General features: G+C 71.3%; 21 protein-coding genes. 8 read left to right on the top strand and 13 right to left on the bottom strand.

Annotated elements, in window-relative coordinates; all coding sequences use genetic code 11:
- Positions 1–105 precede the first annotated feature (105 nt).
- Together ACU6WY_RS04875 and ACU6WY_RS04870 are read left to right on the top strand one after the other, a co-directional pair.
- Positions 106–531 (top strand): OsmC family peroxiredoxin, encoded by a 426-nt coding sequence (locus ACU6WY_RS04875; RefSeq protein ID WP_483821334.1) that lies wholly within the window; start codon positions 106–108, stop codon positions 529–531.
- Entirely contained in the window at positions 524–1,441 is a 918-nt protein-coding gene (locus tag ACU6WY_RS04870; protein ID WP_483821333.1) for a TIGR01777 family oxidoreductase, read from the top strand. Before ACU6WY_RS04875 ends, ACU6WY_RS04870 begins: the two co-directional genes overlap by 8 nt.
- 27 nt (positions 1,442–1,468) lie before the next feature.
- Here the strand turns inward: ACU6WY_RS04870 and ACU6WY_RS04865 are convergent, their stop codons facing one another.
- Both ACU6WY_RS04865 and dapB read right to left on the bottom strand, forming a co-directional pair.
- Entirely contained in the window at positions 1,469–1,933 is a 465-nt protein-coding gene (locus ACU6WY_RS04865; protein WP_483821332.1) for a hypothetical protein, read from the bottom strand.
- A complete protein-coding gene (gene dapB / locus ACU6WY_RS04860; protein ID WP_483821331.1) occupies positions 1,930–2,742 on the bottom strand; it encodes a 4-hydroxy-tetrahydrodipicolinate reductase in 813 nt (270 codons plus the stop codon). The genes ACU6WY_RS04865 and dapB overlap by 4 nt, the downstream gene beginning before the upstream one ends.
- An 82-nt stretch (positions 2,743–2,824) precedes the next feature.
- On the opposite strand from dapB, the gene ACU6WY_RS04855 reads away from it, so the two are divergent.
- A complete protein-coding gene (locus tag ACU6WY_RS04855; protein ID WP_483821330.1) occupies positions 2,825–3,295 on the top strand; it encodes a GNAT family N-acetyltransferase in 471 nt (156 codons plus the stop codon).
- A 33-nt stretch (positions 3,296–3,328) separates the two neighbouring features.
- Here the strand turns inward: ACU6WY_RS04855 and ACU6WY_RS04850 are convergent, their stop codons facing one another.
- From ACU6WY_RS04850 to ACU6WY_RS04840, 3 genes are all read right to left on the bottom strand, one after another.
- Positions 3,329–3,931 carry a histidine phosphatase family protein gene (locus tag ACU6WY_RS04850; protein ID WP_483821329.1) on the bottom strand — a complete coding sequence of 201 codons (603 nt, stop codon included), beginning with the start codon at positions 3,929–3,931 and terminating at the stop codon, positions 3,329–3,331.
- A 78-nt stretch (positions 3,932–4,009) separates the two neighbouring features.
- Positions 4,010–5,035, bottom strand: coding sequence for an aldo/keto reductase (locus tag ACU6WY_RS04845; RefSeq protein WP_483821328.1), 1,026 nt, complete (start codon positions 5,033–5,035; stop codon positions 4,010–4,012).
- Between the two features lie 216 nt (positions 5,036–5,251).
- Entirely contained in the window at positions 5,252–7,540 is a 2,289-nt protein-coding gene (locus tag ACU6WY_RS04840) for a polyribonucleotide nucleotidyltransferase (RefSeq protein ID WP_483821327.1), read from the bottom strand.
- A gap of 303 nt (positions 7,541–7,843) precedes the next feature.
- On the opposite strand from ACU6WY_RS04840, the gene ACU6WY_RS04835 reads away from it, so the two are divergent.
- Positions 7,844–9,082 carry an aggregation-promoting factor C-terminal-like domain-containing protein gene (locus tag ACU6WY_RS04835; protein WP_483821326.1) on the top strand — a complete coding sequence of 413 codons (1,239 nt, stop codon included), beginning with the start codon at positions 7,844–7,846 and terminating at the stop codon, positions 9,080–9,082.
- Between the two features lie 170 nt (positions 9,083–9,252).
- On the opposite strand, the gene ACU6WY_RS04830 is transcribed toward ACU6WY_RS04835, so the two are convergent.
- The gene (locus ACU6WY_RS04830; protein WP_483821325.1) at positions 9,253–11,217 is read right to left on the bottom strand and encodes a glycosyltransferase; all 1,965 of its coding nucleotides are present in this window, start codon (positions 11,215–11,217) and stop codon (positions 9,253–9,255) included.
- A 133-nt stretch (positions 11,218–11,350) separates the two neighbouring features.
- On the opposite strand from ACU6WY_RS04830, the gene ACU6WY_RS04825 reads away from it, so the two are divergent.
- Positions 11,351–11,968, top strand: a complete 618-nt coding sequence (locus tag ACU6WY_RS04825; RefSeq protein WP_483821324.1) for a VTT domain-containing protein — start codon at positions 11,351–11,353, stop codon at positions 11,966–11,968.
- 8 nt (positions 11,969–11,976) lie between these two features.
- Here the strand turns inward: ACU6WY_RS04825 and ACU6WY_RS04820 are convergent, their stop codons facing one another.
- The gene (locus tag ACU6WY_RS04820) at positions 11,977–12,738 is read right to left on the bottom strand and encodes a fructosamine kinase family protein (protein WP_483821323.1); all 762 of its coding nucleotides are present in this window, start codon (positions 12,736–12,738) and stop codon (positions 11,977–11,979) included.
- Between the two features lie 46 nt (positions 12,739–12,784).
- Here ACU6WY_RS04820 and ACU6WY_RS04815 point away from each other — a divergent pair, with 46 nt between their 5' ends.
- Positions 12,785–13,567, top strand: a complete 783-nt coding sequence (locus tag ACU6WY_RS04815; protein WP_483821322.1) for a DNA/RNA non-specific endonuclease — start codon at positions 12,785–12,787, stop codon at positions 13,565–13,567.
- Positions 13,568–13,625: 58 nt separating this feature from the next.
- On the opposite strand, the gene ACU6WY_RS04810 is transcribed toward ACU6WY_RS04815, so the two are convergent.
- The 3 genes from ACU6WY_RS04810 to ACU6WY_RS04800 all read right to left on the bottom strand — a co-directional run bounded on the left by ACU6WY_RS04810 (position 13,626) and on the right by ACU6WY_RS04800 (position 16,718).
- Positions 13,626–14,234 (bottom strand): class I SAM-dependent methyltransferase, encoded by a 609-nt coding sequence (locus ACU6WY_RS04810; protein ID WP_483821321.1) that lies wholly within the window; start codon positions 14,232–14,234, stop codon positions 13,626–13,628.
- Between the two features lie 632 nt (positions 14,235–14,866).
- On the bottom strand, positions 14,867–15,511 hold the full coding sequence (locus ACU6WY_RS04805; RefSeq protein WP_483821320.1) for a CE1759 family FMN reductase: 645 nt from the start codon (positions 15,509–15,511) through the stop codon (positions 14,867–14,869).
- Between the two features lies 1 nt (position 15,512).
- Positions 15,513–16,718 carry an LLM class flavin-dependent oxidoreductase gene (locus ACU6WY_RS04800; RefSeq protein ID WP_483821854.1) on the bottom strand — a complete coding sequence of 402 codons (1,206 nt, stop codon included), beginning with the start codon at positions 16,716–16,718 and terminating at the stop codon, positions 15,513–15,515.
- Positions 16,719–16,880: 162 nt separating this feature from the next.
- On the opposite strand from ACU6WY_RS04800, the gene ACU6WY_RS04795 reads away from it, so the two are divergent.
- Positions 16,881–17,984: an acyltransferase family protein gene (locus ACU6WY_RS04795; RefSeq protein WP_483821319.1), complete on the top strand. Its 1,104-nt coding sequence runs from the start codon at positions 16,881–16,883 to the stop codon at positions 17,982–17,984.
- 203 nt (positions 17,985–18,187) lie between these two features.
- Here ACU6WY_RS04795 and efeB read toward each other — a convergent pair whose 3' ends face one another.
- The 3 genes from efeB to efeU are packed head-to-tail and all read right to left on the bottom strand — an operon-like array spanning position 18,188 to position 21,652.
- Positions 18,188–19,462, bottom strand: a complete 1,275-nt coding sequence (gene efeB, locus ACU6WY_RS04790; protein ID WP_483821318.1) for an iron uptake transporter deferrochelatase/peroxidase subunit — start codon at positions 19,460–19,462, stop codon at positions 18,188–18,190.
- A gap of 1 nt (position 19,463) precedes the next feature.
- Positions 19,464–20,693 carry an iron uptake system protein EfeO gene (gene efeO, locus ACU6WY_RS04785; RefSeq protein ID WP_483821317.1) on the bottom strand — a complete coding sequence of 410 codons (1,230 nt, stop codon included), beginning with the start codon at positions 20,691–20,693 and terminating at the stop codon, positions 19,464–19,466.
- Positions 20,690–21,652 carry an iron uptake transporter permease EfeU gene (efeU, locus tag ACU6WY_RS04780; RefSeq protein ID WP_483821316.1) on the bottom strand — a complete coding sequence of 321 codons (963 nt, stop codon included), beginning with the start codon at positions 21,650–21,652 and terminating at the stop codon, positions 20,690–20,692. Before efeU ends, efeO begins: the two co-directional genes overlap by 4 nt.
- Before the next feature lie 445 nt (positions 21,653–22,097).
- On the opposite strand from efeU, the gene ACU6WY_RS04775 reads away from it, so the two are divergent.
- Positions 22,098–23,096: an IS481 family transposase gene (locus ACU6WY_RS04775; protein WP_483821315.1), complete on the top strand. Its 999-nt coding sequence runs from the start codon at positions 22,098–22,100 to the stop codon at positions 23,094–23,096.
- Positions 23,097–23,098 lie beyond the last annotated feature (2 nt).

Below are 23,098 nucleotides of genomic sequence, written 5' to 3'. Positions count from 1 at the left end.
ACCTCTCGGCGAGGCACCTGTCAAGAACCTCCGGCACGTCGGAGGTGCTGGCTAGGCTGACGACGCCGCAGCCATTCCGGTTGCGTCCACATACGGGAGGTACGAATGTCCGTCACGAGCGAAGCCACCACCGCCTGGAAGGGCACCCTGTTCGAAGGATCGGGCGAGGTCACCTTCACCTCGTCGGGAATCGGCACGTTCGACGTCAACTGGAAGGCGCGCAGCGAGGGCTCGAGCTCGGTCACCACCCCCGAGGAACTTCTGGCCGGCGCACACTCCTCGTGCTTCAGCATGGCGCTCTCCAACGCCCTCACCGACAACGGCACCCCGCCCGAGTCGATCGACGCGACCGCCTCGGTGACCTTCATTCCCGGCACCGGCATCACCGGTAGCCACCTCAACGTCAACGCGGTCGTCCCCGGCATCGACGCGGCGACGTTCGAGAAGATCGCGAACGATGCCAAGGCGAACTGCCCCGTTTCGCAGGCGCTGGCGGGGATCGACATCACCCTCGAGGCGACGCTTGCCTGAGTCGTCCTCGGCCCGACGGGTCGTCCTCGCCGGCGCGTCGGGCCTCATCGGCTCGGCGCTGGCCGATTCGCTGCGCGCCGACGGTGTCGAGGTCACCTCGCTGGTGCGCCACGCCCCGTCGGGTCCGCACGAGGTGCAGTGGCTCGAAAATGCCGCTCCCCTCGACCCCGAGGTCCTCGCGGGCGCGCAGGCCGTGGTCTGCCTGAACGGTGCGACGATCGGCCGGTTCCCGTGGACCCGCTCGTACAAGAGCACGCTCCTGTGGTCGCGAATCACGCCGACGCGCACGCTGGCGACGGCGATCCGCGCGCTCGGAGACGACGCCCCCGCACTCGTGAATGCCTCGGCGACCGGGTACTACGGCTCGCAGCCCGGGGCGGTCCTGACCGAGGAGTCCCGTCGCGGTGAGGGGTTCCTCGCCGACATCTGCGGCGAGTGGGAGAGCACCGCTCTCGCCGCCGGGCCCCGCGCCCGGGTCGCCCTCCTGCGCACGGCCCCCGTGGTACACGAGCGCGGGGTACTCAAACCCCTCCTGCTCTTGACCAAGCTCGGCATCTCCGGTCCGATCGGCCGCGGGACCCAGGTCTGGCCCTGGATCACCCTCGACGACGAAGTCCGGGCGATCCGACACGTGATCGACTCCGAGATCGACGGTCCGGTGAACCTCACCGGCCCGACGCGGGCGACGGCTAACGATCTCGGTTTCGCCCTCGCGCGACGCATGAACCGTCCCTACGCGCTGCGCGCCCCCGTCTGGGGCATCAAGCTGGGTCTCGGCGCCGATGCGACCGAGGCGTTGCTCACCTCCGACGCCGACGTTCGTCCGACCGTGCTGGAGCAGAGTGGCTTTACCTTCACGCACAGCACCGTCGAAGAGGCCGTCGCCTCCGCCGTGCCCGCCGCGGGCTGACCGACGCGAGCACCCCGGGCGACGGGATCAGCGACCGGGAGCGGACGCGCGGCGTTCCTGCGCCTCGAGCGCGATGGCCTTTCGCACGGCCTCGCGCGCACGGCGGCGGTCGCCCGCGGCGTCATAGGCGAGCCCGAGCCGGTACCAGGCCCGCCAGTCCGCGGGATTCTGCTCGACATCGGCCCGATACGCCGGGAACAGTCCGTCGGCGTCGTCGCGCGTCGCGCGTCCGCTCGGCCGCACCTCGACCTCCTCGTCGGGCAAGGCGCCCTCGGCATCCAACATCTCGCCGAGTTTCTGCGCACGCACCCCGAACCAGAGTTCGCGCCCGATCGCCCAGAGCGCGATGATCGGCAGCACGATCAGCGCAACACCCATGGCGACGCCCACCGCGTCGCCGCTGGTGAGGAGCACCACGGCCCGTTGCCCGGCCAGCACGATGTACAGCAGCAGGAGCACCGTCATGATCGCGACGGCGATACGCGCTCTCATGCGGTGGTGACGCCGGCGACCTGGCCCGGGACCGCATCGTCGGCGATGGGCGCTTCCTCGCGTGCGGGGCGCGTGCGCACTCCGATGTCGATGAAGCTGTCGAGGCCGACGATGACGCCGCGCGCCTCGCGCGCGGCAGCCATGGCGATCCGGATGCCGGGCGCGTAGGCCGTGGCGGGATCTACCGTGTCGTGCACGATCGTGAGGGACTCCCCCGCGCCCGAGAGTACGGTCTCTTGCCGCGCCACCACACCGGGGCGACGGAGCGAGTGGATGGGGACGGAGGCGACCTGCTGACCGCGGGCGCGCTGGTCGACGTACGGCGACTGCACCGGACCGACCTTGCCACGCGCCGCCGCGATGAGTTCGGCGGTGCGGACGGCCGTACCGCTGGGGGAATCGACCTTCGTGTCGCGGTGCGCCTCGACGATCTCGATGGACGGGAAGAACGGTGCCGCCGCGGCGGCCAGGGCGCTGCCCACCACCGATCCCAGCGAGAAGTTCGGGATGAACACGGCGCCCGTGCCACTGGCCTCCACGAGGGGGCGCACCAGGGCGATGCGCTCGTTCGACCATCCGGACGTGCCGACGAGCACGTTGATGCCGCGCTCGATGGCCGCGCGGACCACGTCGATCGACACCGCCGGGGTCGAGGCGTCGATCACGAGGTCGGCGCCGTCGAGCTCGGAGAGATCGGACCCGGAGCCGAGGACCGCGGCAACGTCGTACCCCTCTTCGGCTTCGACCACCTCGCGGATCACTCCGCCGAGCTTTCCGGTTCCGCCCACGATGGCTACGCGTGTCGTCATGCTCCCAGCCTAGGCGGCGGCGCGGATGCGGGCCGGGCTCTCTCCACAGACGCGCCGCTCCGACCTCGCCTAGCATCGACGGGTGGTCTCGATTCGCACGTCCCCCGCCGACACTCCCGACGCGCACGCGCTGTTGGAGGAGTACTTCGCGCTCCGCGCCGCGATCTTCCCGGGAGGCACGTATCGCACGGTGTTCCCCTCCCCCGCCACGTTCGTCGAGCCGGCCGGTGTCTTCGTCGTCCTCGAGGACGACGAGGGCCACCCCGCCGGGTGCGGCGGCATCCGTCGTCTCGACGATGGGCCGCTCGGGCCGCGAGATGAGGTCAAGCACCTCTTCGTCAACGACACCGGACGCGGACGCGGCTGGGGCCGCCTGCTCCTCGACGACCTCGAGCGACGGGCGCGCGAGCGGGGCGCCGCCGAGCTCGTCCTCGACACGCACCACACCCTGGAAGCCGCGGGCGGGCTCTACGCCCGGTCGGGCTTCGTCTCGATCCCCGCGTACAACGACAACGCCAACGCGACGCGCTGGTACAGCAAACCGCTCCGCTGAACCCCACTCGCCCCGGCCTCCCGGCCGAAGACCTCACACCGGCAGCGGATCCACCAGCCCCGTGCGCAACTCGACGGGCAAGTGCGCCAGGTCGTTGTGCGACAGCACGGTCCACGGACGCCCCTTCTTCTGCGCGATCACCGTCAGGCCGCAGTACGCCTGGTTGATCGTCATCCAGCGCCAGTCGGGGGCCTGCAGCACCTCGCGGACGAACCACGAGATCACGAAGTTGTGGGTGATGAGAAGCTCGTGCACCTCACCGGTCTTTCGGGCGAGGAACTCGGCCGTGGCATCGGCCATCTGCGCGCGCCCCGCGTCGATCTCGGCCTCGGTGACCGAGCCGAAAAAGGGCTCGTACGCCGCCGGCGTCTCGGGGGTCATGCCCGTGGGCACGCAGTCGAACAGCAGGGCGGATGCCTCGGGGGCGACCGACGGAAGCCTCTCGGCCACCGCGCGCGCGGTCTGCGCCGCACGCTCGAGCGGGGAGTGCCATACCGCGTTCAACGGCAGCCCGGACAGGCGGTCGGCCAGCAGTGCGGCCTGCCTCTGCCCTCGCGGAGACAGCGGGCCGTCGGTCAGGCCGTGCTCGGCATCCTGATGCTCACCATGGCGCACCAGGTAGATGTAGTGCGTCACTCAACTCACCTCGTCGTCAGTGTGCGGAACCCCCGCCGAACACCTCCAGCCTACGTCACACCCCCGACACGCGCCCGGTCACTCGGCAGCGCGGGCGATGTCCGCGAGGTGCGCGCGGCTGAGCCGGACACCGACCGCGCGCATGCACTCCACGACGTGTCGCGGGGCGAAGGCATTGACGATGGGTGCGGTGACCACCTTCTGCGCGAGCAGCCACGCCACTGCCACCGCGGCATCCGGAATACCCAACTCATTGCCGATCACGTCGAGGGCCCGCAGGACGCGGGAGCCCCGCCGGTTGAGGTGCGCAGACACCTGGGTGCCGCGGACCGAGGTCGCCTGCTGGCCGCGGGTGCGGGTCTCGCCGGCGAGGAAGCCGTGGGCGAGTGGATGCGAGGGCGTCACGGCGATCCCCTGCGCCGAGGCGATCAACCGCAGATCACCGTCGAACTCGTCGCGACGCAAGACGTTGTACGGCACGTCGAGCACCGTGACACGCGGGTAGCCCGCCGACGAGAGGATGCGCGCCTCGACCAGCTGAGCGGCGCTGTAGCCGTGGGCGCCGATCGCCCGCACCTTGCCGGAGTCGACGAGCCACTCGCACGTGGCGAGGGTGTCTTCCAGCACCGCCGGCTCGCCGCGGACGGCATCGAGGGAGAGCACGTCGATACGGTCGGTGCCCAACCGGCTCAGGGAGGCCTCGACGGCGCGCACGAGGTTCGTGGATCCGAGACCCGGATTGTCGGGATGCCGCCCGATCCGGACCGTCAGGACGGTGTCGTCTCGCGACCCCCGTGAGTGCATCCAGGAGCCGATGATGTGCTCGCTGCGCCCCGCGCCGTAGCTGTCGGCCGTGTGGACGGCGTTGCCGCCCAGTTCGACGTACGCGTCGAGGATGTCGTGGCTGGTACGGGCGTCCACGTTCCACCCGAACTCACCGCCGCCCAGGAACAGGGGGAAAACGTCGAAGCCGGTCTCGCCCAGCGGGACGCGGACGTGAGAGCCCAGTCCGGGCCCCTGCAGGGCGACCGGAGCGGAAGGGTGCGCGGCGCGATCGCGGCGCAGACGCGGCGAGGCCGTCTCATCGACGCCCGAGCCGCTCATGGGTTCCCTCCCGGTGCGCCGGAGACCGGACGCCTTCGGCACCCGTTGCGCCCCCCGGCGCGTATTTCGAGGGTAGAGCCTCCCCCGCAGTCGCCCCCCGAATCGCCCGGTCTGCCGATAAACATTGCGTAACGCTTCCGCGGGCTGCTCTCCCCCGCCCCCACGCACGGATGCCCGCCCCGCACGAAGCGGGACGGGCATCCGGTGAAGCGGGGGTCAGCCCTCGGCGGGAGCCTCGGGGCCTTCGCTCGACGCGGCCGAACCCTCGGTGTCAGCGGGCTCCGGAGTCTCGTCGAGCACGGGCTCGAGCGAGAGCTTGCCGCGGTCGTCGATCTTGGTGATGCGCACCAGGATCTTGCGACCGACCGACAGAACGTCTTCGACGTTCTCGACGCGCTTGCCACCGGCGAGCTTGCGGACCTCGCTGACGTGCAGCAGACCGTCCTTGCCGGGCAGGAGCGAAACGAACGCACCGAACGTCGCGATCTTGACGACCGTTCCGAGGAACTGCTCGCCGACCTCGGGGTTGGTGGGGTTCGCGATCGCGTTCACCTGGGCACGGGCGGCCTCGGCCGAGGGGCCGTCGGTCGCACCGATGTAGACGGTGCCGTCGTCCTCGATCGAGATCTGGGCGCCGGTCTCGTCCTGGATGGAGTTGATCGTCTTGCCCTTGGGCCCGATGAGCTCACCGATCTTGTCGACCGGGATCTGCACGCTGATGACGCGCGGCGCGGTGGGCGCCATCTCGTCGGGAGCGTCGATCGCGGAGTTCAGGACGCCGAGGATCGTCAGACGAGCCTCCTTGGCCTGGGTGAGCGCGGCGGCCAGCACCGACGACGGGATGCCATCGAGCTTGGTGTCGAGCTGGATCGCCGTGATGAACTCGCTCGTGCCGGCGACCTTGAAGTCCATGTCACCGAGGGCGTCTTCCGCGCCGAGGATGTCGGTCAGGGCCGCGTAGCGCGTCTGGCCGTCGACCTCGTCGGTGACCAGACCCATGGCGATACCGGCGACGGGAGCGCGCAGCGGCACACCCGCGTTCAGCAGCGACAGAGTCGAGGCGCAGACCGAACCCATCGAGGTCGAGCCGTTGGACCCGAGGGCCTCGGAGACCTGGCGGATGGCGTAGGGGAACTCCTCGCGGCTGGGGAGCACCGGCACGAGCGCGCGCTCGGCCAGGAAGCCGTGCCCGATCTCGCGACGCTTGGGGCTGCCCACACGACCGGTTTCACCGGTCGAGTACGGCGGGAAGTTGTAGTGGTGCAGGTAGCGCTTGCTCGTGATGGGCGACAGCGAGTCGATCTGCTGCTCCATCTTGAGCATGTTCAGCGTGGTGACGCCGAGGATCTGCGTCTCGCCGCGCTGGAAGATCGCCGATCCGTGGACGCGCGGGATGACCTGCACCTCGGCGTCGAGCGGACGGATGTCGGCGAGGCCGCGACCGTCCATACGCACACCCTCGGCGAGGATGCGACCGCGGACGATCGTCTTCGTCACCGACTTGTAGGCGGCGTTGAACTCGAGAGTCGCGACGGCCGGGAGCTCGCCCGACTCGACGGCGGCGACCAGCTGCTCCTTGACGGAGGTCTTGACCTCGTCGTCGGCGTTCTGACGCTGCTGCTTGTCGGCGATCTGGTACACCGGCACGAGGCGGTCGTACGCGCGACCGGCGACGAAGTCGTAGGTCTGCTGGCTGTAGGCCGGGAAGACCGGGAACGACTGGATCTCCTTGGCCGCGGTGCGAGCGACCTCGTTCTGAGCGTCGACCAGCTGACGGAGGAAGGGCTTGGCGGCCTCGAGGCCCTCGGCCACGACCTGCTCGTTCGGCTTGGTGGCGCCGCCCTTGATGAGGTTCCAGCTGCCCTCGGTCGCTTCGGCCTCCACCATCATGATGGCGACGTCGCCGTCGTCGAGCACGCGGCCCGCGACGATCAGGTCGAAGACGGCGTCTTCGAGCTGGGTGACGGTCGGGAACGCGACCCACTGGTCGGCGTGGTCGCCCTGGCCGGGGATGAGCGCGAGGCGCACACCGGCGATGGGGCCCGAGAACGGCAGACCCGAGATCTGGGTCGACAGCGACGCGGCGTTGATGGCCAGGGCGTCGTAGAACTCGCCCGGCGCGATCGAGAGCACGGTCACGACGATCTGCACCTCGTTGCGGAGGCCGTCGACGAACGACGGACGCAGCGGGCGGTCGATCAGGCGGCACACGAGGATGGCCTCGGTGGAGGGGCGACCCTCGCGGCGGAAGAACGAGCCGGGGATCTTGCCGGCGGCGTATGCGCGCTCTTCGACGTCGACGGTCAGCGGGAAGAAGTCGAAGCCTTCGCGCGGGTGCTTGCCGGCGCTGGTGGCCGAGAGAAGCATGGTTTCTTCGTCGAGGTACGCGGCGACGGCGCCCTGCGCCTGCTGCGCGAGACGACCGGTTTCGAAGCGGACGGTGCGGGTGCCGAAACGGCCGTTGTCGAGAACGGCTTCAGCGGCAGTGATTTCTGGACCTTCCAAGAGGTCCCTCCTTCTTTGTTTAGGCTCGCCGCCCCGTGTGGGCGACGAGCTGACATGCGAAGGAGCAGGAACAGGCAGAAAGGGCGCGCCGACGTGTCGACCCGGAAATCCCGGCGACTGGCCACCAGTAGACGACCACCCGGCGTCATGACGGGGAGTCCACCACAGGGGACCAGCGTCTGCCGGCCTGCTCCGTGAGCTCATCTTGAGTTGAGCGGATGCCAGTGCGGCACCCTCCCAGAGCCTATCAGTGACGGGCTTCCCGGGGTGTTTTCGGCGGGAGGCGTGCCGTAGCGTGACCTCATGAGCCTCACGCGTCGCACCCGTCACACGGTGCTCACGGGCGTGCTCCTGAGTGCGGTCCTCGCCCTTTCCCCGGCGGCGGCGAGGCCGGCGCACGCCGCATCCGCGGATGACGGCGACCCGGCGGTCATCGAGGTGCAGCGCGCCCTGGATGCCGCCGAGACCGCGGCCGCTTCTGCCTCGCGTCGAGCCCTGGATGCCTCCGCCGCAGCGGAACGCGCCCGCGTTCAGGCCGAGGCCACCGCCGAGCGCGCCGCCACGCTGACGGCGCAAAGCCTCACCGCCGACGCGGAACTCGCCGAGGCCAGCGCCCGAGCGGGCGCCAGCGCGTCACGCCTGTACCGGACGACGGTCGGTGGCCCTCTCGTCGCGCAGCTGTTGACGACGGCCGATCCGGATTCGTTGCTGCAGCGTCTCGGCATCCTGGACCGGGTCACCACCGTCGCCGCCCGGACGGCGGGCCGGGCCCGGAGCGCCGCCGACGTCGCCGAGTCGCTGCGCTCGCAGGCCGATGGCGCACGGGCGGAAGCGTCGCGCCTGGCGGACGAGGCCGAGTCGACCGCCGCCGCGGCCCGGGCGCAGGCCGACACCGAAGCAACGACGGTGGCCGCGACCCAGGCCGAGCTCGACGGGCTTTACGCGCGCCTCGCCGCGCTGCGCGAGACCACGGCGGCGCAGGAGCGGGCGGCCCGGCTGGCGCAGCAGACGGCGGCACAGGCGGCCGAACCCGGAGGCGCGACCGGCGGCGGGGCGGGCGCGGGCGGCGGCGGCTCGGGCGCGGGGGCGGGATCCGGCACGAGCGGGTCCGGTAGCTCGGGCAGCTCCGGTGGGTCGGGTTCCGGCGGCGGCTCGGGCGGCGGCACCGGCTCGAGCGGCGGCTCCGGCGGTGGAAGCTCGAGCGGCGGCTCGACCGCGCCGGCCGGGCCCACGATGAGCCCCGGCGAAGCACGCGACCACGCCCGCGGCGCGATCCGCGGCTACGGTTGGGGGGACGACCAGTTCTCGTGCCTGGTGTCGCTGTGGAATCGCGAGTCGGGGTGGCGCGCCGAGGCCCTGAATCCGTGGAGCGGTGCGTATGGCATCCCTCAGGCCCTTCCCGGCGAGAAGATGTCGTCGGCCGGCCCCGACTGGCGCACGAATGCCGCGACCCAGATCGCGTGGGGTCTGTCCTACATCAAGGCTCGCTACGGCTCCCCGTGCGGCGCCTGGGCGCACTCCGAGTCCACCGGCTGGTACTGACGCCGCCCGCGCCGCGCGCGCCCCGCGCCGCCCCGCCCGCGCCGCGCCGCGCGGTGCGACACGTTCCGCACGAAGCCACACGTTCCGCACGACCGCAACGTGTGCGCTCGACCCGAACGTGGGGTTTCGGCCGGCATCCCGGGGCCGCAGCGGCCGCAGCGGCCGCAGCGTCAGGACGACGCGGGCTGACGCTGGCGGTCGCCGCGGGTGGGGAGGTCGACGTATCCGTCGTGCTTGGGCAGGATGCCATCGCCCGCGGTGCGTCCGCGCATGCGGCGCCACACCCACGGCAGGGCGTCGCGGGTCAGCCATCCGGGCTGATGCACGTCGTCGTCGGCGTGCAGTGCCTCGTCGAGGCCGAGGAGGGCGCCGGCGTCGGGCACCCCGAGCGCCTCGGCGGCACGGTAGGCGACCAGGCGGTGCCCGCGGGAACGGAGGTGCACGAGGTCGTCGGCCCACAGCGGAAGATCGCCGATCTCGGCCACCGCCTCGAGGTCGAGCAGAATCGCGCCGGTCGTCCGGGCGATCCGCCTCAGCTCGACGTTGTACGCCGCGAAACGCCGGGCGAAGATGCGGGCCGCGGCCCGGCGCGGCAGGAACGTCGTCACCAGCAGCACGTCCGCCCCCGTACGTCGCACGGCGCGCACCGCCGACTCCACCTCGGCCACGAGCGCCGGGATCACCGGGGCGGGACCGACGAGGTCGTTCGCTCCGATGAGGATCGACACGAGATCGGGCCGCAGCTCCAGCGCCGCGGGGATCTGCTCGTCGATCAGGTGCCGCACGCGCCGGCTGCGCACCGCGAGGTTGGCGTAGCGGAACGGCCCCTCATCGCTCGTGTGCGCCAGGAGCTCCGCGAGGCGATCGGCCCAGCCACGGAACTGCCCCGACGGCATGCGCGACCCATCGCACAGCCCCTCGGTGAGCGAGTCGCCGAGGGCCACGAATCGCGTCCAGCGCCCCCGCGTGCGTGACGCCGGTACCTCGGGGCGGGCTCCCCCGCGCACGAGCATGCCGTCGTCCATCGCGCGCAGCGCCGCGGCCTCGCGGTAGTGCTCGACGAGGGTCTGCGTGAGGGCTTCCCACGTGCGTCCGGCGACGGCCTCGCGCGCCGCGCGGGCGAAGGCCTGCCGCTTGGACTCGTCGCCCACGAGGTCGGCGACGCGGGCGCGCAGGTCGTCGAGGTCGCCGGGACGGTAGAGCCAGCCGTCCACGCTCGAGCGGACGAGGTCCAGCGGCCCCCCGACGCCGGTGGCGACCACCGGAACGCCGCTCGCGAGCGCCTCCTGGATCGTCTGACCGAACGTCTCGCTCTCCCCCGGGTGCACGAAGACGTCGAAGCCCGCCAGGGTCGACGCGAGCGCCGCCCCCGAGAGGTGCCCCGTGAACACGGCATCCGGGATCGCCTTCTCCAGCGCGGGGCGCGAGGGCCCGTCGCCCACGATCACCAGTCGCGTGCCGTCAAGGGCCGCGAGGGCGCGCAGGTCGTCGACCTGCTTCTCGGGCGCGAGGCGTCCGACGTAGCCGACGATGCGCTCGCCGTTCGGGGCCACGGCGGCGCGCCAGGCCTCGTCGCGGTGCTCGGGCGCGAAGCGCACGGCATCCACTCCCCGTCCCCACCGACGGACGCGATCCACGCCGAGCTGTTCGAGCTGCTGCATCGACGCCGACGACGGAGCGAGGGTGAGAGTGGCACGACGGTGCAGCCGGGTGACGTGGCCGGCAACGAGCGCGGTCGCGTGGGGCAGGCCGTACTTCTGCGCGTACGCGATCACGTCGGTCTGGTAGATGGCGACCGAGGGGATCTTCAGGGCGTCGGCGGCGGCGAGCCCCTGCCATCCGAGGATGAACGGGGATGCCAGGTGCACGACGTCGGGGTTGAACTCGCGCAGCAGTGCGCCGAGGCGGGCCGCGCGGGCGAAGACCACGCGTACCTCGGGGTACGACGGCAGCGGCACGGACCGGAGCAGCTCGGTACGGGCGCCGTGCAGATCGGCGGTGACATCGCCGGACTTGGGGGCGATCACGAGCGTCTCGTGACCTGCCTCCGCCAGATGGCGCAGGACATGAAGAACGGAACCGGTGACCCCGTTCATGTGCGGGAGGAAGGACTCGGCCAGCAGCGCGACTCTCACGCCTCCAGAGTGGGACCCGCGCGGGGGTCATGGCGCCGTTGCGGGCCCGACGTTCGCGATGTTCACCGGATGCTCCGCACCCGGTCACCACCCCGTGGGCCGGGCGTCTCGATCCGCGACGGAGAGTGACGTGATGGACGGGATCGACGCGTGGCTCACCGCGATGGCCGCGAGCCCGTGGGCCCTACCCGCTATGGCCCTGCTCGTTTTCGCCGACGCGTTTCTCGTCGTGATTCCGGGCGAGGCGGCCGTCACCGCGTTCGGTGCGCTGGCGGTATCCCACGGCGCGCCCCCACTGGCCGCGGTCATCGCCGTCGCCGGCGCGGCGGCCTTCGCGGGGGATCTGTGCTGTTACGTCGTGGGTCGTGTCGTCGGCGTGGAGCGCTGGGCCTGGATGCGAGGCCCGCGCGTGCGCGCCGCGCTGGACTGGGCGCGGGCTCGACTGGAGCGAAACGCCGCGGTCGTGCTGTTCACGGCTCGGTTCGTGCCGTTCGCGCGGCTCGCGGTGAACCTCGCCGCGGGGGCCGCGCGGGTCGCTCCGGCACGGTACCTCGGGATCGCGGCGGTGGCGGCCCTGGCCTGGGCGGCCTACCAGGCGGTGATCGGGGCGGTCGTGGCGGCGCTCGTTCCCGGCGGACCGGTGGTGGCGGTGATCGTCTCGATCGCGGTCGCGGTGGGGATCGGTCTGGGCATCGACCTGGTGCTGGCACGGCGAGCGCGGCGGCGCGCGGCCAAGGGCCTTTCGGCGTAGCCGACGCCTCAGGTGAGAGCGAGTGTCCGCTCGGCGGCGTCGACGAGTGCGCGTCCGTACGAGGGTCCGTGTCCGGCGGCGTGGACGGCGAGCGGGTGCAGCTGGTGCAGCGGGACGCGGTCGCGCCAGCCGTCGCGGAGCGGATGCGCCCGGTCGTAGGCGGCGACGATGTCGTCGAGGTGAGGGCAGCCGAACAGTGCGAGCATCGCCAGGTCGGTCTCCCGGTGACCGCCGTGGGCCGCCGGGTCGATCAGCACGACCCCCTCGGCGGACCACAGCACGTTGCCGGCCCAGAGGTCGCCGTGCAACCGGGCGGGGGCGTCGCCGTCGTCGAAAGCCCCGGCGGAGATGAGCGCGCACGCGCGGCGGACGACCTCGGCGCCGGATGCCGAGAGGTTCCCCGCCGCGACGGCGGGGGCGAGGAAGGGCTCGATGCGCTGCGCGGCGTAGAACGCGCCCCAAGTGTGCGTCACGCGGGCGGGCTGCGCGCGACTGCCGATCCAGATGTCGCCGGACCACCCCGGCGGCGGTGCGCCGAACCCGTCGGCACCGGCGTCGTGGGTCGCGGCGAGCGCGCTGCCGAAGGCCGCGGCGGACGCGGCACTCGGGCGCACCTCGTCGACGCGGTCCAGCACGATCCGGTCACCGGACACCTCGCGCACCCGCACGATCCGGGCCCCGCCGGCGTCGGCGAGCCAGCGGAGGCCCGCCGCCTCCGCGGCGAAGAACCCCTCGGGAGCGTCGTTCCGGGTCTTCACATGGTGTTCCATGACACGAGTCTGCCCCGGTGTCGGAAGCCCCGGGCACGATGGAGACATGAGCGACGGCTACGTCCCCGACTTCCTCGGCATCCCCCTGCCCCTCCCCTCACCCGCCGTACCGACGACCCGGTTGGACTATCCGCGCTTCTCGGTGCTGCTCGATCCCGCTCGCCGGCTCGCGGCCGTTACCGGCGTCGTCATCGACGGTGCGACCCTGCGCGACCTGCCCCGACGGGGCGACTGGCGCCTCGACCCCCGCGTGCCCGACGAGGCGCAGGCCGGCCCCGAGGTCTACGCCCGCAACGATCTCGACCGGGGCCACCTGGTGCGCCGCCGCGATCCGGGCTGGGGGTCGCCCGATGAGGCTCAGGATGCCACCGCCGCCACGTTCTTCTACCCGAATGCTGCCCCGCAGGCCGCCGGGTTCAATCAGTCGAAAGAGCTGTGGCTCGGGCTGGAAGACCACGTGCTCGCGTACGCCGAAGCGACGGACCAGCGGCTCGCCGTCTTCACCGCGCCGGTGCGGGGTGAAGACGACCCGCCGTACCGCGGCATCCGGGTGCCGCTGCGCTTCTGGAAGATCGCGGCGTGGCGCACCGGCGAGCGCCTCGCCGCGGCGGGGTTCGTGCTCGACCAGAGCGCCCTGGTCGACACGCGGGCAGGACTCGCGGTGCCGCCCCTCGCGGCATTCCGCACCTTCCAGGTACCGATCGGCGAGATCGCGGCGGAGGCTCGCATCGACGTCGGGCCGCTGGCCGCGGTCGACGTTCTCGTGCAGCGGGGCGCGCGACCGGCCGGGGCGCGCGAGCTGCGGACGGCGTCCGACATCGTGCTGTGAGAGTCGCTCTGGGTGGGCCGGAAACGGCTCCTCAGCGCCGACGCACGGCGTGCAGCCCTCAGCGCCGACGTACGGCGTGCAGGAGGGTGTCCACCGCCGCCCGGGCGTGGCCTCCGCGCAGTTCGGCGTCGGCGCTCTCGCGCGTGAGGCGCTCGCACCGCGCGATGTCGAAGCCATCGCCGACGGCGGCACGCAGCAGGTCGGGGGTGTAGAGGATCGCCGGATTTGACGGCCCGTGACCACCCGCGGCGATGTTGTCGACGTCGTGCCCGACCACCACGAGCGTGCCGCCGGGGGCGACCCATCCGGCGAGTCGGGCGATCACCGCCACGTTGTCGCGCAGGTGCAGATAGCACGACACCACCAGATCGACCGGCGCCAGCGGCTCCCACTCGTGCACATCGGCGCGCACCCAGGTCACCGCCTCACCCCCGGGCCGGGTAGCGGCGATCGCGAGCCCTTCGGCGGAGAAGTCCACGCCCGTGCTCGTCCAGCCGCGCGCAGCGAGCCACAGCGCGGTGCGCCCGTCCCCGGTCGCGACGTCGATCGCGGTGCCCGGCCGCAGCGCGCCCGCGATCTCCTGCACGGCTCGGGGAGGTTCGCTCGCCCACACCCCGCCGCTCGAGGTGCGGTATCGCTCGTCCCACTGCTCGGCATCCATTGGCATCCCTTCCCGTCCTCACCCTAGTGAGCCGGCGCGGCTCGGCTCGGCCGCTCGCGGACGGGCACGCCGCGACCTGCGTGACGGGCGGAGGGGATGGGGCCGCGGGAGGACCGCCGAGCCAGAACGATCCTCCGCCCTCACCTGCCCCTCCGCTGCGCACGGGCGCCCGCGCAGCCCGCAGGGAGGGGAGGAGCAGGAAACGCCGCGGGCGCGCGAACCCCGGCGCAAGAAGCGGTCCCGCCGAGCCGCGGGGCATCACACGCCGCGCCGAGAGGAACAGAGAACATGGGGCATCATGCGCCGCGCCGAGAGGAACAGAGCACACGGGGCATCACGCGCCGCGCCGAGAGGAACAGAGGATATGGGGCGACGGGAGGACCTCGACGCGGCAACAGTCCTCCGCTCGCCCCAGGCCCTCCACTCCTCACCGACGGCAGCCGCAGGAGCACGCACCACGCCGCGCCGGCCACAAGATCACGCACGACCCCGTGCGGGACGGAGGACACGGGGCGACGGGAGGGGCCCCTCGCCGCGACACACCCCCTCCGCCCCCCACGCGGCGAAGCCCAGCCCCCACTCCGGAGACGCCCGAAGCCCCGCCGGATCACCGGCGGGGCTTCGGGCCTGCGGAACGCTTACTCGCCGGAGAGACCCCCGAGGAGATGGCCGAACGACTTCCCCGCGCCGAGGTACGACGTCGGGTCGAACGGGTCGGCGTCGCGCACCGGCTCGCGAGCGGCGATCGCGTCGGCGAACTCGCGCGCGCCGCGGTCGACGCGCGATCCGAGGGGCGCGACCTCGTCCGCGTTGGCGCCCCAGTCGCTGGATGCCGCGAAGACACCCGTGGGCACGGGGTTGGCGTGCAGGTAGGTGAACAGCGGCCGGATCGCGTAGTCGATCGCGAGCGAGTGCCGGGCCGTGCCGGCGTTCGCCCCGATGAGCACCGGGGTGCCGGTGAGCGCCTGCGGGTCGAGCACGTCGATGAACGACTTGAACAGCCCGGAGTAGCTCGTGGAGAAGATCGGCGTCACCGCGATAATGCCGTCGGCCGAGACCACGGTGTTGATCATCTGCTCGAGGGGGGCCGGGGCGAAGCCGGTGAGCAGATTGTCGGTCAGGTCGTGCGCGTAGTCGCGCAGCTCGAACACGTCGGATGTGGCGTCGATCCCCCGCTCACGCAGCTCGGCGAGCGCCGCGTGGGCGAGGCGGTCACCCAGCATGCGCGTCGAAGACGGTGTCGACAGACCCGCGGTCACGACCGCGATACGACGGGCGGTCATGTCAGGCCCCCACACGCGTTGCGGCGGCACCGAAGGCACTGCCGGCCTTGGCCGGGGCGTCCTGGTAGGGGCTGCCGGCGGTGAGGTTGTCGCCGCGGTTGGCGCCGGGCACGGCCTGGCGCGGGGCCGCGCCGGCGTAGATCTTCTCCACGAGGTTGGCGTGCGTGGGCGCGTCGGGAACCTCGGCCGGGCGGTTGACCTGGAACTCCTTGCGCAGGGCCGGCACGACCTCGCCACCGAGGATGTCGAGCTGCTCGAGCACCGTCTTGGTGGGAAGACCCGCGTGGTCGATGAGGAAGAGCTGGCGCTGGTAGTCGCCGAACGTCTCACGCATCGCGGCGTAGCGGTCGATGATCTGCTGCGGCGAGCCGACGGTGAGCGGCGTCATCTCGCTGAAGTCTTCGAGGCTCGGGCCGTGACCGTAGACGGGGGCGTTGTCGAAGTAGGGGCGGAACTCCCGCACCGCGTCCTGCGAGTTGGCGCGCATGAACACCTGGCCGCCGAGGCCCACGATCGCCTGCTGGGGCGTGCCGTGGCCGTAGTGGGCGAAGCGCTCGCGGTACAGCGTGATCAAGCGCTGGTAGTGCTCCTTGGGCCAGAAGATGTTGTTCGCGAAGAATCCGTTGCCGTAGTAGGCGGCCTGCTCGGCGATCTCGGGCGTGCGGATCGAGCCGTGCCAGACGAACGGGGGCACCCCGTCGAGGGGCCGCGGCGTGGAGGTGAAGCCCTGCAGCGGCGTGCGGAACTTGCCCTCCCAGTCGACGACGTCGTCGCGCCACAGCTTGTGCAGCAGGTCGTAGTTCTCGATGGTCAGCGGCAGGCCCTGACGGATGTCCTTGCCGAACCACGGGTACACCGGTCCCGTGTTGCCGCGACCGAGCATGAGGTCGGCGCGACCGCCCGAGACGTGCTGCAGCATCGCGAAGTCCTCGGCGATCTTCACCGGGTCGTTCGTGGTGATGAGCGTCGTCGAGGTCGTGAGAATGAGCCGCTCGGTCTGCGCGGCGATGTACGCCAGCGTCGTGGTCGGCGACGACGACCAGAACGGCGGGTTGTGGTGCTCACCGAGGGCGAAGACGTCAAGACCCACCTCTTCGGTGTGCTTCGCGATCGTGAGCGTGTCCTGGATGCGCTGGGCTTCGCTCGGGGTCTTGCCGGTGGTCGGGTCCTGGGTGATGTCGCTCACCGTCATGACACCGAACTGCATCCCGGGCCAGTTGCTCGTCTCGTTCACGATGCCCCTCCTGTTTGTATGCATCTGAATATACATGGGAGAACGCAGCGCCGCGAGATCTATTCCCTACCCCATCGGCATCCCGATCCCACCCCCGTCGACCGCAGCGAACGGTGCGGGCTATCGTGGCGCGCGATGACGACCCCGGATGCCATGACCCCCGCGCCCGCGAAGACCCGCGTGCCGTTCTGGGACAACGCGCGCTTCGCGGCGATCGTCCTCGTCGTCTTCGGGCACGCGATCCAGCGGCTGACGTACGACTCGGATGCCGCCGAAGCGCTGTACCTGCTCGTCTACGCGTTCCACATGCCGCTGTTCGCGCTGGTATCGGGGTACTTCTCCTCGGCCGAAGAACCCACGCGCCGGCGGATGGCCCGCGTGATCACCGACCTCGTCGCGCCGTACCTCATTTTCGAGGCGATCTGGACGCTCGTGCAGCTCTTCGCCACGGGCCGCACGAACCTCGACCCCGCCCAACCGGCGTGGACGCTGTGGTTCCTGCTCGCCCTGGCGCTGTTCCGCCTCGTGCTGCCGTACCTGGCACTGCTGCGCGGGCCGTTCTGGTGGGCGCTGGGCATCTCGATCGTCGCCGGCTACCTGCCGAGCATCGACTCGACGTTCTCGCTCTCGCGGCTCCTCGGCCTCCTCCCCTTCTTCACGCTCGGATGGTGGTTGCGCGAGCACGACGTGGTCGCACGACTCGGGCTGCTCGATCGACGGCCGATGTGGCTCCGCGGGGGCGCGGTGATCGTGCTCGCGACAGCCGGCATCGCCGCGTTCGCGTTCATCGACGTCTGGCGCGAGGTGCGCCTGGGCACCTGGTTCTTCTTCGTCGACGCCTACGTCGACCTCGATGCCCCGCAGTGGTGGGCCGGCGCCGTACGGCTGGCGATCATCGCGCTGGCGCTCGTGCTGATGGCGGCGTTCCTCGCGCTCGTCCCCCGACGCCAGACGGCGTGGACGTCGCTCGGAAAGTACACGATGTACGTGTACCTCCTCCACACGTTCGTGCTCTACCCCTTCCGCCAGTCCGGCGTGCTGCGGGGTCTCGAACCGGCCGTCGTGTGGATCCCGGTCGTCGCGGTGGCGAGCGTCGCCATCGCCGTGGCGCTCTCGAGCCGCCCCGTGCGGTGGGTCTTCCGCCCCCTCGTCGAGCCCCGCCTGCCCTGGCTCTTCCGCGACCCCGCCCTCAGCAACGGCCGCGGGGCCGCGGCATCCCGCACCTCCTCCCCGCGATAAACGCTTCCGGCGCGGAAAAACGCGCTCTGCGAGCGTTTGCCGGCGGAGGAAGCGTTTATCCGGATACCGCACGCCCGATCCGCACGCCCGATGCCGCACGCCCGACGCCGCACGCCCGATCCGCACGCCAGTGCCGCACGCGGGATGCCGCACGCCAGATCCGCACGCCGGATGCCGCACGGCCGATGCGCGGGCGGACGGCGTCAGGCGCCGAGCAGGCCCGCGCCCACCGACTGCCCAGCGGACGGGGCTGGCGGCACGGCCCACAGCCCTGAGCCGACGTGGCGGATGTACTCGTTCATGGCATCCGTTGACAGACTCCGCTGCAGCGTGATGTAGCGGTCGGGGCTGCGCTGGAACGACAGGAAGAACAGTCCGGCGTTCAGCCGCCCGAGGTCGGTGTTCCCGTCGACGAAGTTGTAACCGCGGCGGAGGATCCGGATGCCGCCGTTGGTCGTGGGGTGCGCGCGGCGCACGTGGCTCTGCACGTCGAGGCGGGGCGTCCCCGTGGCATCCGTCGCGGCGAAGTCGGGGGCGGTGAACTCGTCGCCGCCCGAGAGCGGGGCGCCCGCACCCTTGTCGCGTCCGATGATGCGATCCTGCTCCGACAGGCGCACGCGGTCCCACGTCTCGATGAGCATCGCGATGCGGCGCGCGACCAGGTACGACCCGCCCGCGAGCCACGCCGGCCCCTCGTCGGCCGACACCCACACGTTCGCCTCGAGGGCGGCGGTGTCGTCGGCGAGGATGTTGGCCGTTCCGTCTTTGAAGCCGAAGAGGTTGCGGGGTGTGGCCTGCGCGCTCGTGGTCTTGGACGTGCGGCCGAAGCCCAGCTGCGACCAACGGATGCGCGCCCGGCCGAACGCGATGCGGCTGAGGTTGCGGATCGCGTGGACCGCGACCTGCGGATCGTCGGCACACGCCTGGATGCACAGGTCGCCGTCGGACCGCTCGGGATCGAGGTCGTCACCGAGGAACGCCGGCAGGCGCTCGAGTCCGGGCGGTCGCTCGGCGGCGAGTCCGAAACGGTCGTCGAACAGCGACGGCCCGAACCCGAACGTGATCGTGAGGTTGCTCGCCGGGAGCCCGAGCGCCTCACCGGTGTCGTCCGGCGGCGCTTCGGGCGAGCCACCGACGGCTCCGGTCGCGCTGACCTCGAGCCCCTGCATCATGCGCGTCGCGGCATACGTCCAGTCCTGCAGCAGCGAGGCGAGGTCGTCACGGGTCGTCCGCGCCATCATGTCGAACGCCGCGAAATGCAGGTGGTCCTGCACCGGGGTCGTGATCCCCGGCTGATGGATGCCACCGCCCGCCACCGCCGCGTCACGGGCGTCGCGCTCGCGTGCGCGGCCGAGGGCGACGCCCCCGGCCAGCCCCGCACCGGTGCCGGCCGCGAGGCCCGCCGCCCCGGCCCCCACGGCCAGGCCGAGGAGGCCGCGACGCGACAGCCCTTCAGGGGTGCTCTCGTCGTCGCTCACGTCACTCCAGCACGGTCACGGTGAGCTGCGAGAGCGGCTCGGCGAGCGCGTTGAGCAGGTCGGTGAGCTGACGCTTGTCGGCCTCGGTGAGCTGGGCGTAGGGCACGAAGCCCGCGGTGGCCGAGCCGTAGGTGGCCAGGGCCGCGTCGAGGTCGGCGTAGCCGGTGTCGATGCGCGTGACGAGCTCGGCGCCCTTGTCGCCCTTGGACTCGGCGAAGTCCCGCACGAGCGAGAACGCCATCTTCGACCCCTCGACGTTCGCGGCGAAGTCGTACAGGTCGGTGCCCGACCACCAGTCCTCTTCGCCGCTGATCTTGCCGGTGGCGACTTCATCGAGGAGCGCGATCGCGCCGTTCGAGATGCCGGCGACGCCCTGCGCGTCGAGGGTCTGGAGGAACTCGTCGGAGTGCACGTAGTCGTACAGCTCCTGCGTGTCGGTGATGAGCGTGTCGCCGTAGGAGGCGCGCTCGGCCGGCGTCGAGGGCGCCCAGCCCTGCCAGGCCGGCGTCACGCCGTCGGCGTTGAGCGCATCGGGTGCGGGCACCCAGAGGTCTTTCTCGATGCGGTGGAAGCCCGTCCACGCGAGCCCCTCGGCCACGGCGTCGACCTCGCGGTAGTCGATCCGAGGGTCGAGGTCGCCGAGCGCCTCGGCGATCGGCTCGATCCGCTCGTAGTATGCGCGAACCTGCGGGAACTGCGCGCGGGCGGCCTCGTCGTCACCGGACTCGTAGGCAGCGGCGAAGGTCTGGACGGCCGGCAGCAACTGACCGACCTGATCCTTGACGAACGCGGCGTAGAGGTCGACGGCCCGCTGCTTCTGCTCGGCATCCGGTCCCTCGACGGTGACGGCGTCACCGGTCACCGAGAAACTCGCGCGCCCGACGCCGTCACCGATCATGCCGGGCTTGCAGACGGTGACGTAGTCGCCCGGCTGGGCGGTGACGGTGAGCGTGCGCGACGCGCCCGGAGCGACGTTCTCGACCTCGCCGACGATGCGCAGACCGTCGGAGGCGAGCAGGTAGAACTCCGTGACCTGGTCGCCCTGGTTCACGACGTCGAAGGCGAGCGTGCCGCTGGAGGCGGTCGATGCCGACACGTCGCACCCGTCGGCCGTCGAGGTGACGGTGAGGGCGCCGGAGGAGGCGACATCGGTCTTGGCGACGCAGCCCGAGAGGACGAGGACGGCCGCGCCGGCTGCGGCCGTGGCCGCGAGGAGGCGAGTCGGGTTCATGATGCTCCGTTCGGGTGAGGGGCGGATGCCACGACCGGCGCGGCATCGGGAGGGGGAGACGCCGCGGGCGCGGGGCGACGATTCGCCCGCACGCCGCGCACGAAGAGCGGGACGACGACGGCCACGTAGAGCACCCAGGCGATGACCTGCAACCACGTCATCTGGGGCATGAAGCCCACGGTGGCCTGGAGCAGGGCGGCGAGAGCCGAGCCGGGGGCGATGACCGCCGAGAGGTCGAAGGCCCAACCGAGCGGGAATCCCGCCCAGCCGATGGCGACCAGACCCGTCGCGGGATCCAGGGGGGCGCCCGCGCCGAAGGGCCCGGGCAGAGCTCCCGCCTCCTGCAGGTCGTGGAGCGCGTACGCCAGGACGCCCGCGGCGACGACGATGAGGAAGGCGCCGGTCCAGGTGAAGAAGCGCCCGAGGTTCAGGCGAAGCATGCCCCGGGCGATGAGCCAGCCCAGCACGACCGCCGTCGCCAGGCCGACGACGGCCCCGACGAGAGCAAAGGGGGACGCTCCGAAGGACTGCACCATCGACCACAGCAGCAGCGTGGTCTCGATGCCCTCGCGCGCGACCGAGACGAATCCGATTGCCACGAGCGCCCAGACGCCACCGCGCAGGGCGCGGTCGATACCGCCCTCGAGCCCCGCTTTGAGCGTGCGGCCGGCGCGCTGCATCCAGAAGATCATCCACGTCACCATCGCCACGGCCAGCAGCGACAGCGAGCCGCCGATCAGCTCCTGCGCCTCAAAGGTGAGCATGTAGGCGCCGAAGGTGAAGATCGCACCGATGGTCACGGCGAGCGCGACGGCGAGACCCACCCCGGCCCACAGGCGCGGCAGCGCATCACGGCGATCGATCCGGGTGAGGTACGCCACGAGGATGCCGACGACGAGGGCTGCCTCGAGACCCTCGCGGAGGCCGACGAGGAAGGTGGCGAAGAAGGTGGCGGGCACGGGCGGATCGACTCTCGGTATTTCGGTGGATGCCGCGACGCTGCGGGATAAAGGTAAGGACAGCCTCACCTGACCACGCCACATTACGCATACACGGCCCCTCCGCGCACCCCGCCGATCAGCGGGGGATGCCCGCCGATCGGCGGGCATGACCGACGCGGCGCGGGCGTCCGGGCACGCGCGTCATGTTCGCCGTGGCATCCGCATTTCCTCGCGTCACCGGGGATTTCGCCCCTGCCCTCGGGCTGCCGCGCGCGGCGATCAACCGAGAGCGCGGCACCACGGGCCCGCGGACGGTAACCCTCGGCAATATTCGCCTCGCACGCCCGGAGGCGATCTAGCTGTAGTGCCCAGGGACGTTGTTTGACCTGGTTGCCGTGATGTGACGAGAACCTCCCGGCAGAGTGGAGCTGCTACCGCTTCCGCTCTGAACCAGGAGGTTCTCGTGTCTCACGCTAATGCGGCGCTCACGCCGCGCCAAAGGCTTCGGCTTGCCCGGCAGATTGTCGATGACGGCTGGCCGGTCGCTGCCGCCGCGCATTTCTTTCGGGTGTCATATCCGACAGCGGCGAAATGGGCTCGCCGGTATGTCGAACTCGGTCCCGAAGGCATGACCGATCGTTCGAGTCGGCCGCACTCGCATCCGAACCGAACGTCGCAGCCAGTGGTGAAGAAGATCGTGCACCTGCGGATCAGGAAGCGGCTCGGACCGGTCCAGATCGCTGGGCGGCTCGGGCTGAGCGCGTCGACTGTTCATGCGGTGCTGGTGCGTTGCAGGCTGAACAGGCTCACGCACGTTGACGTGCGGACGGGCGAGCCGGCGCGTCGTTATGAGCACGAGAGTCCGGGGTCTCTGATCCACGTCGATGTGAAGAAGCTTGGCAACATCCCCATCGGCGGTGGCTGGCGATTCGTCGGCCGAGCCCAAGGCATGAAGAACCGTGCGGCGACGGAACCGAACCGACGCAAGGGCAAAAACAGAGACCCGCTGATCGGCCACGCGTTCGTGCACACCGTCATCGACGATCACTCCCGCGTTGCCTACGCCGAGATCCATGACGACGAACGAGCTGACACCGCGATCGGCGTGCTGCGCCGAGCGGTCTCGTGGTTCGCCGACCACGGCGTGACCATCGAGCGAGTGCTCTCCGACAACGGATCGGCCTACCGGTCGCACGCCTGGCGGCACGCCTGCAACAACCTCGGGATCACGCCGAAGTTCACTCGGCCACGACGCCCGCAGACCAATGGCAAGATCGAGCGTTTCCACCGCACCCTGGCAGACGGCTGGGCCTACTCGAAGCACTACAACTCCGAGTCAGCGCGCCGGGCCGCGCTGCCCGCCTGGTTGCACTTCTACAATCACCACAGGCCCCACACCGCCATCGGCAAGCTCCCGCCCATCAGCCGGATCTCAAACAACCTGCCTGGGCACAACATCTAGCC

It is taken from the genome of Microbacterium sp. ZW3a (assembly GCF_057167165.1).
The sequence above is the reverse complement of the archived record's forward strand: the minus strand, read 5'-3'. Positions and strand labels throughout refer to the sequence as shown.

What these genes read in the sequence shown, in the direction of transcription:
- ACU6WY_RS04815 (WP_483821322.1), top strand. Translation starts at nt 12,785, where the DNA reads ATGAGCGACGGCTACGTCCCCGACTTCCTCGGCATCCCCCTGCCCCTC.
- ACU6WY_RS04810 (WP_483821321.1), bottom strand. Translation starts at nt 14,234, where the DNA reads ATGCCAATGGATGCCGAGCAGTGGGACGAGCGATACCGCACCTCGAGC.
- ACU6WY_RS04820 (WP_483821323.1), bottom strand. Translation starts at nt 12,738, where the DNA reads ATGGAACACCATGTGAAGACCCGGAACGACGCTCCCGAGGGGTTCTTC.
- ACU6WY_RS04800 (WP_483821854.1), bottom strand. Translation starts at nt 16,718, where the DNA reads ATGCAGTTCGGTGTCATGACGGTGAGCGACATCACCCAGGACCCGACC.
- ACU6WY_RS04875 (WP_483821334.1), top strand. Translation starts at nt 106, where the DNA reads ATGTCCGTCACGAGCGAAGCCACCACCGCCTGGAAGGGCACCCTGTTC.
- dapB (WP_483821331.1), bottom strand. Translation starts at nt 2,742, where the DNA reads ATGACGACACGCGTAGCCATCGTGGGCGGAACCGGAAAGCTCGGCGGA.
- efeO (WP_483821317.1), bottom strand. Translation starts at nt 20,693, where the DNA reads ATGAACCCGACTCGCCTCCTCGCGGCCACGGCCGCAGCCGGCGCGGCC.
- ACU6WY_RS04835 (WP_483821326.1), top strand. Translation starts at nt 7,844, where the DNA reads ATGAGCCTCACGCGTCGCACCCGTCACACGGTGCTCACGGGCGTGCTC.
- ACU6WY_RS04825 (WP_483821324.1), top strand. Translation starts at nt 11,351, where the DNA reads ATGGACGGGATCGACGCGTGGCTCACCGCGATGGCCGCGAGCCCGTGG.
- ACU6WY_RS04805 (WP_483821320.1), bottom strand. Translation starts at nt 15,511, where the DNA reads ATGACCGCCCGTCGTATCGCGGTCGTGACCGCGGGTCTGTCGACACCG.
- ACU6WY_RS04865 (WP_483821332.1), bottom strand. Translation starts at nt 1,933, where the DNA reads ATGAGAGCGCGTATCGCCGTCGCGATCATGACGGTGCTCCTGCTGCTG.
- ACU6WY_RS04795 (WP_483821319.1), top strand. Translation starts at nt 16,881, where the DNA reads ATGACGACCCCGGATGCCATGACCCCCGCGCCCGCGAAGACCCGCGTG.
- ACU6WY_RS04845 (WP_483821328.1), bottom strand. Translation starts at nt 5,035, where the DNA reads ATGAGCGGCTCGGGCGTCGATGAGACGGCCTCGCCGCGTCTGCGCCGC.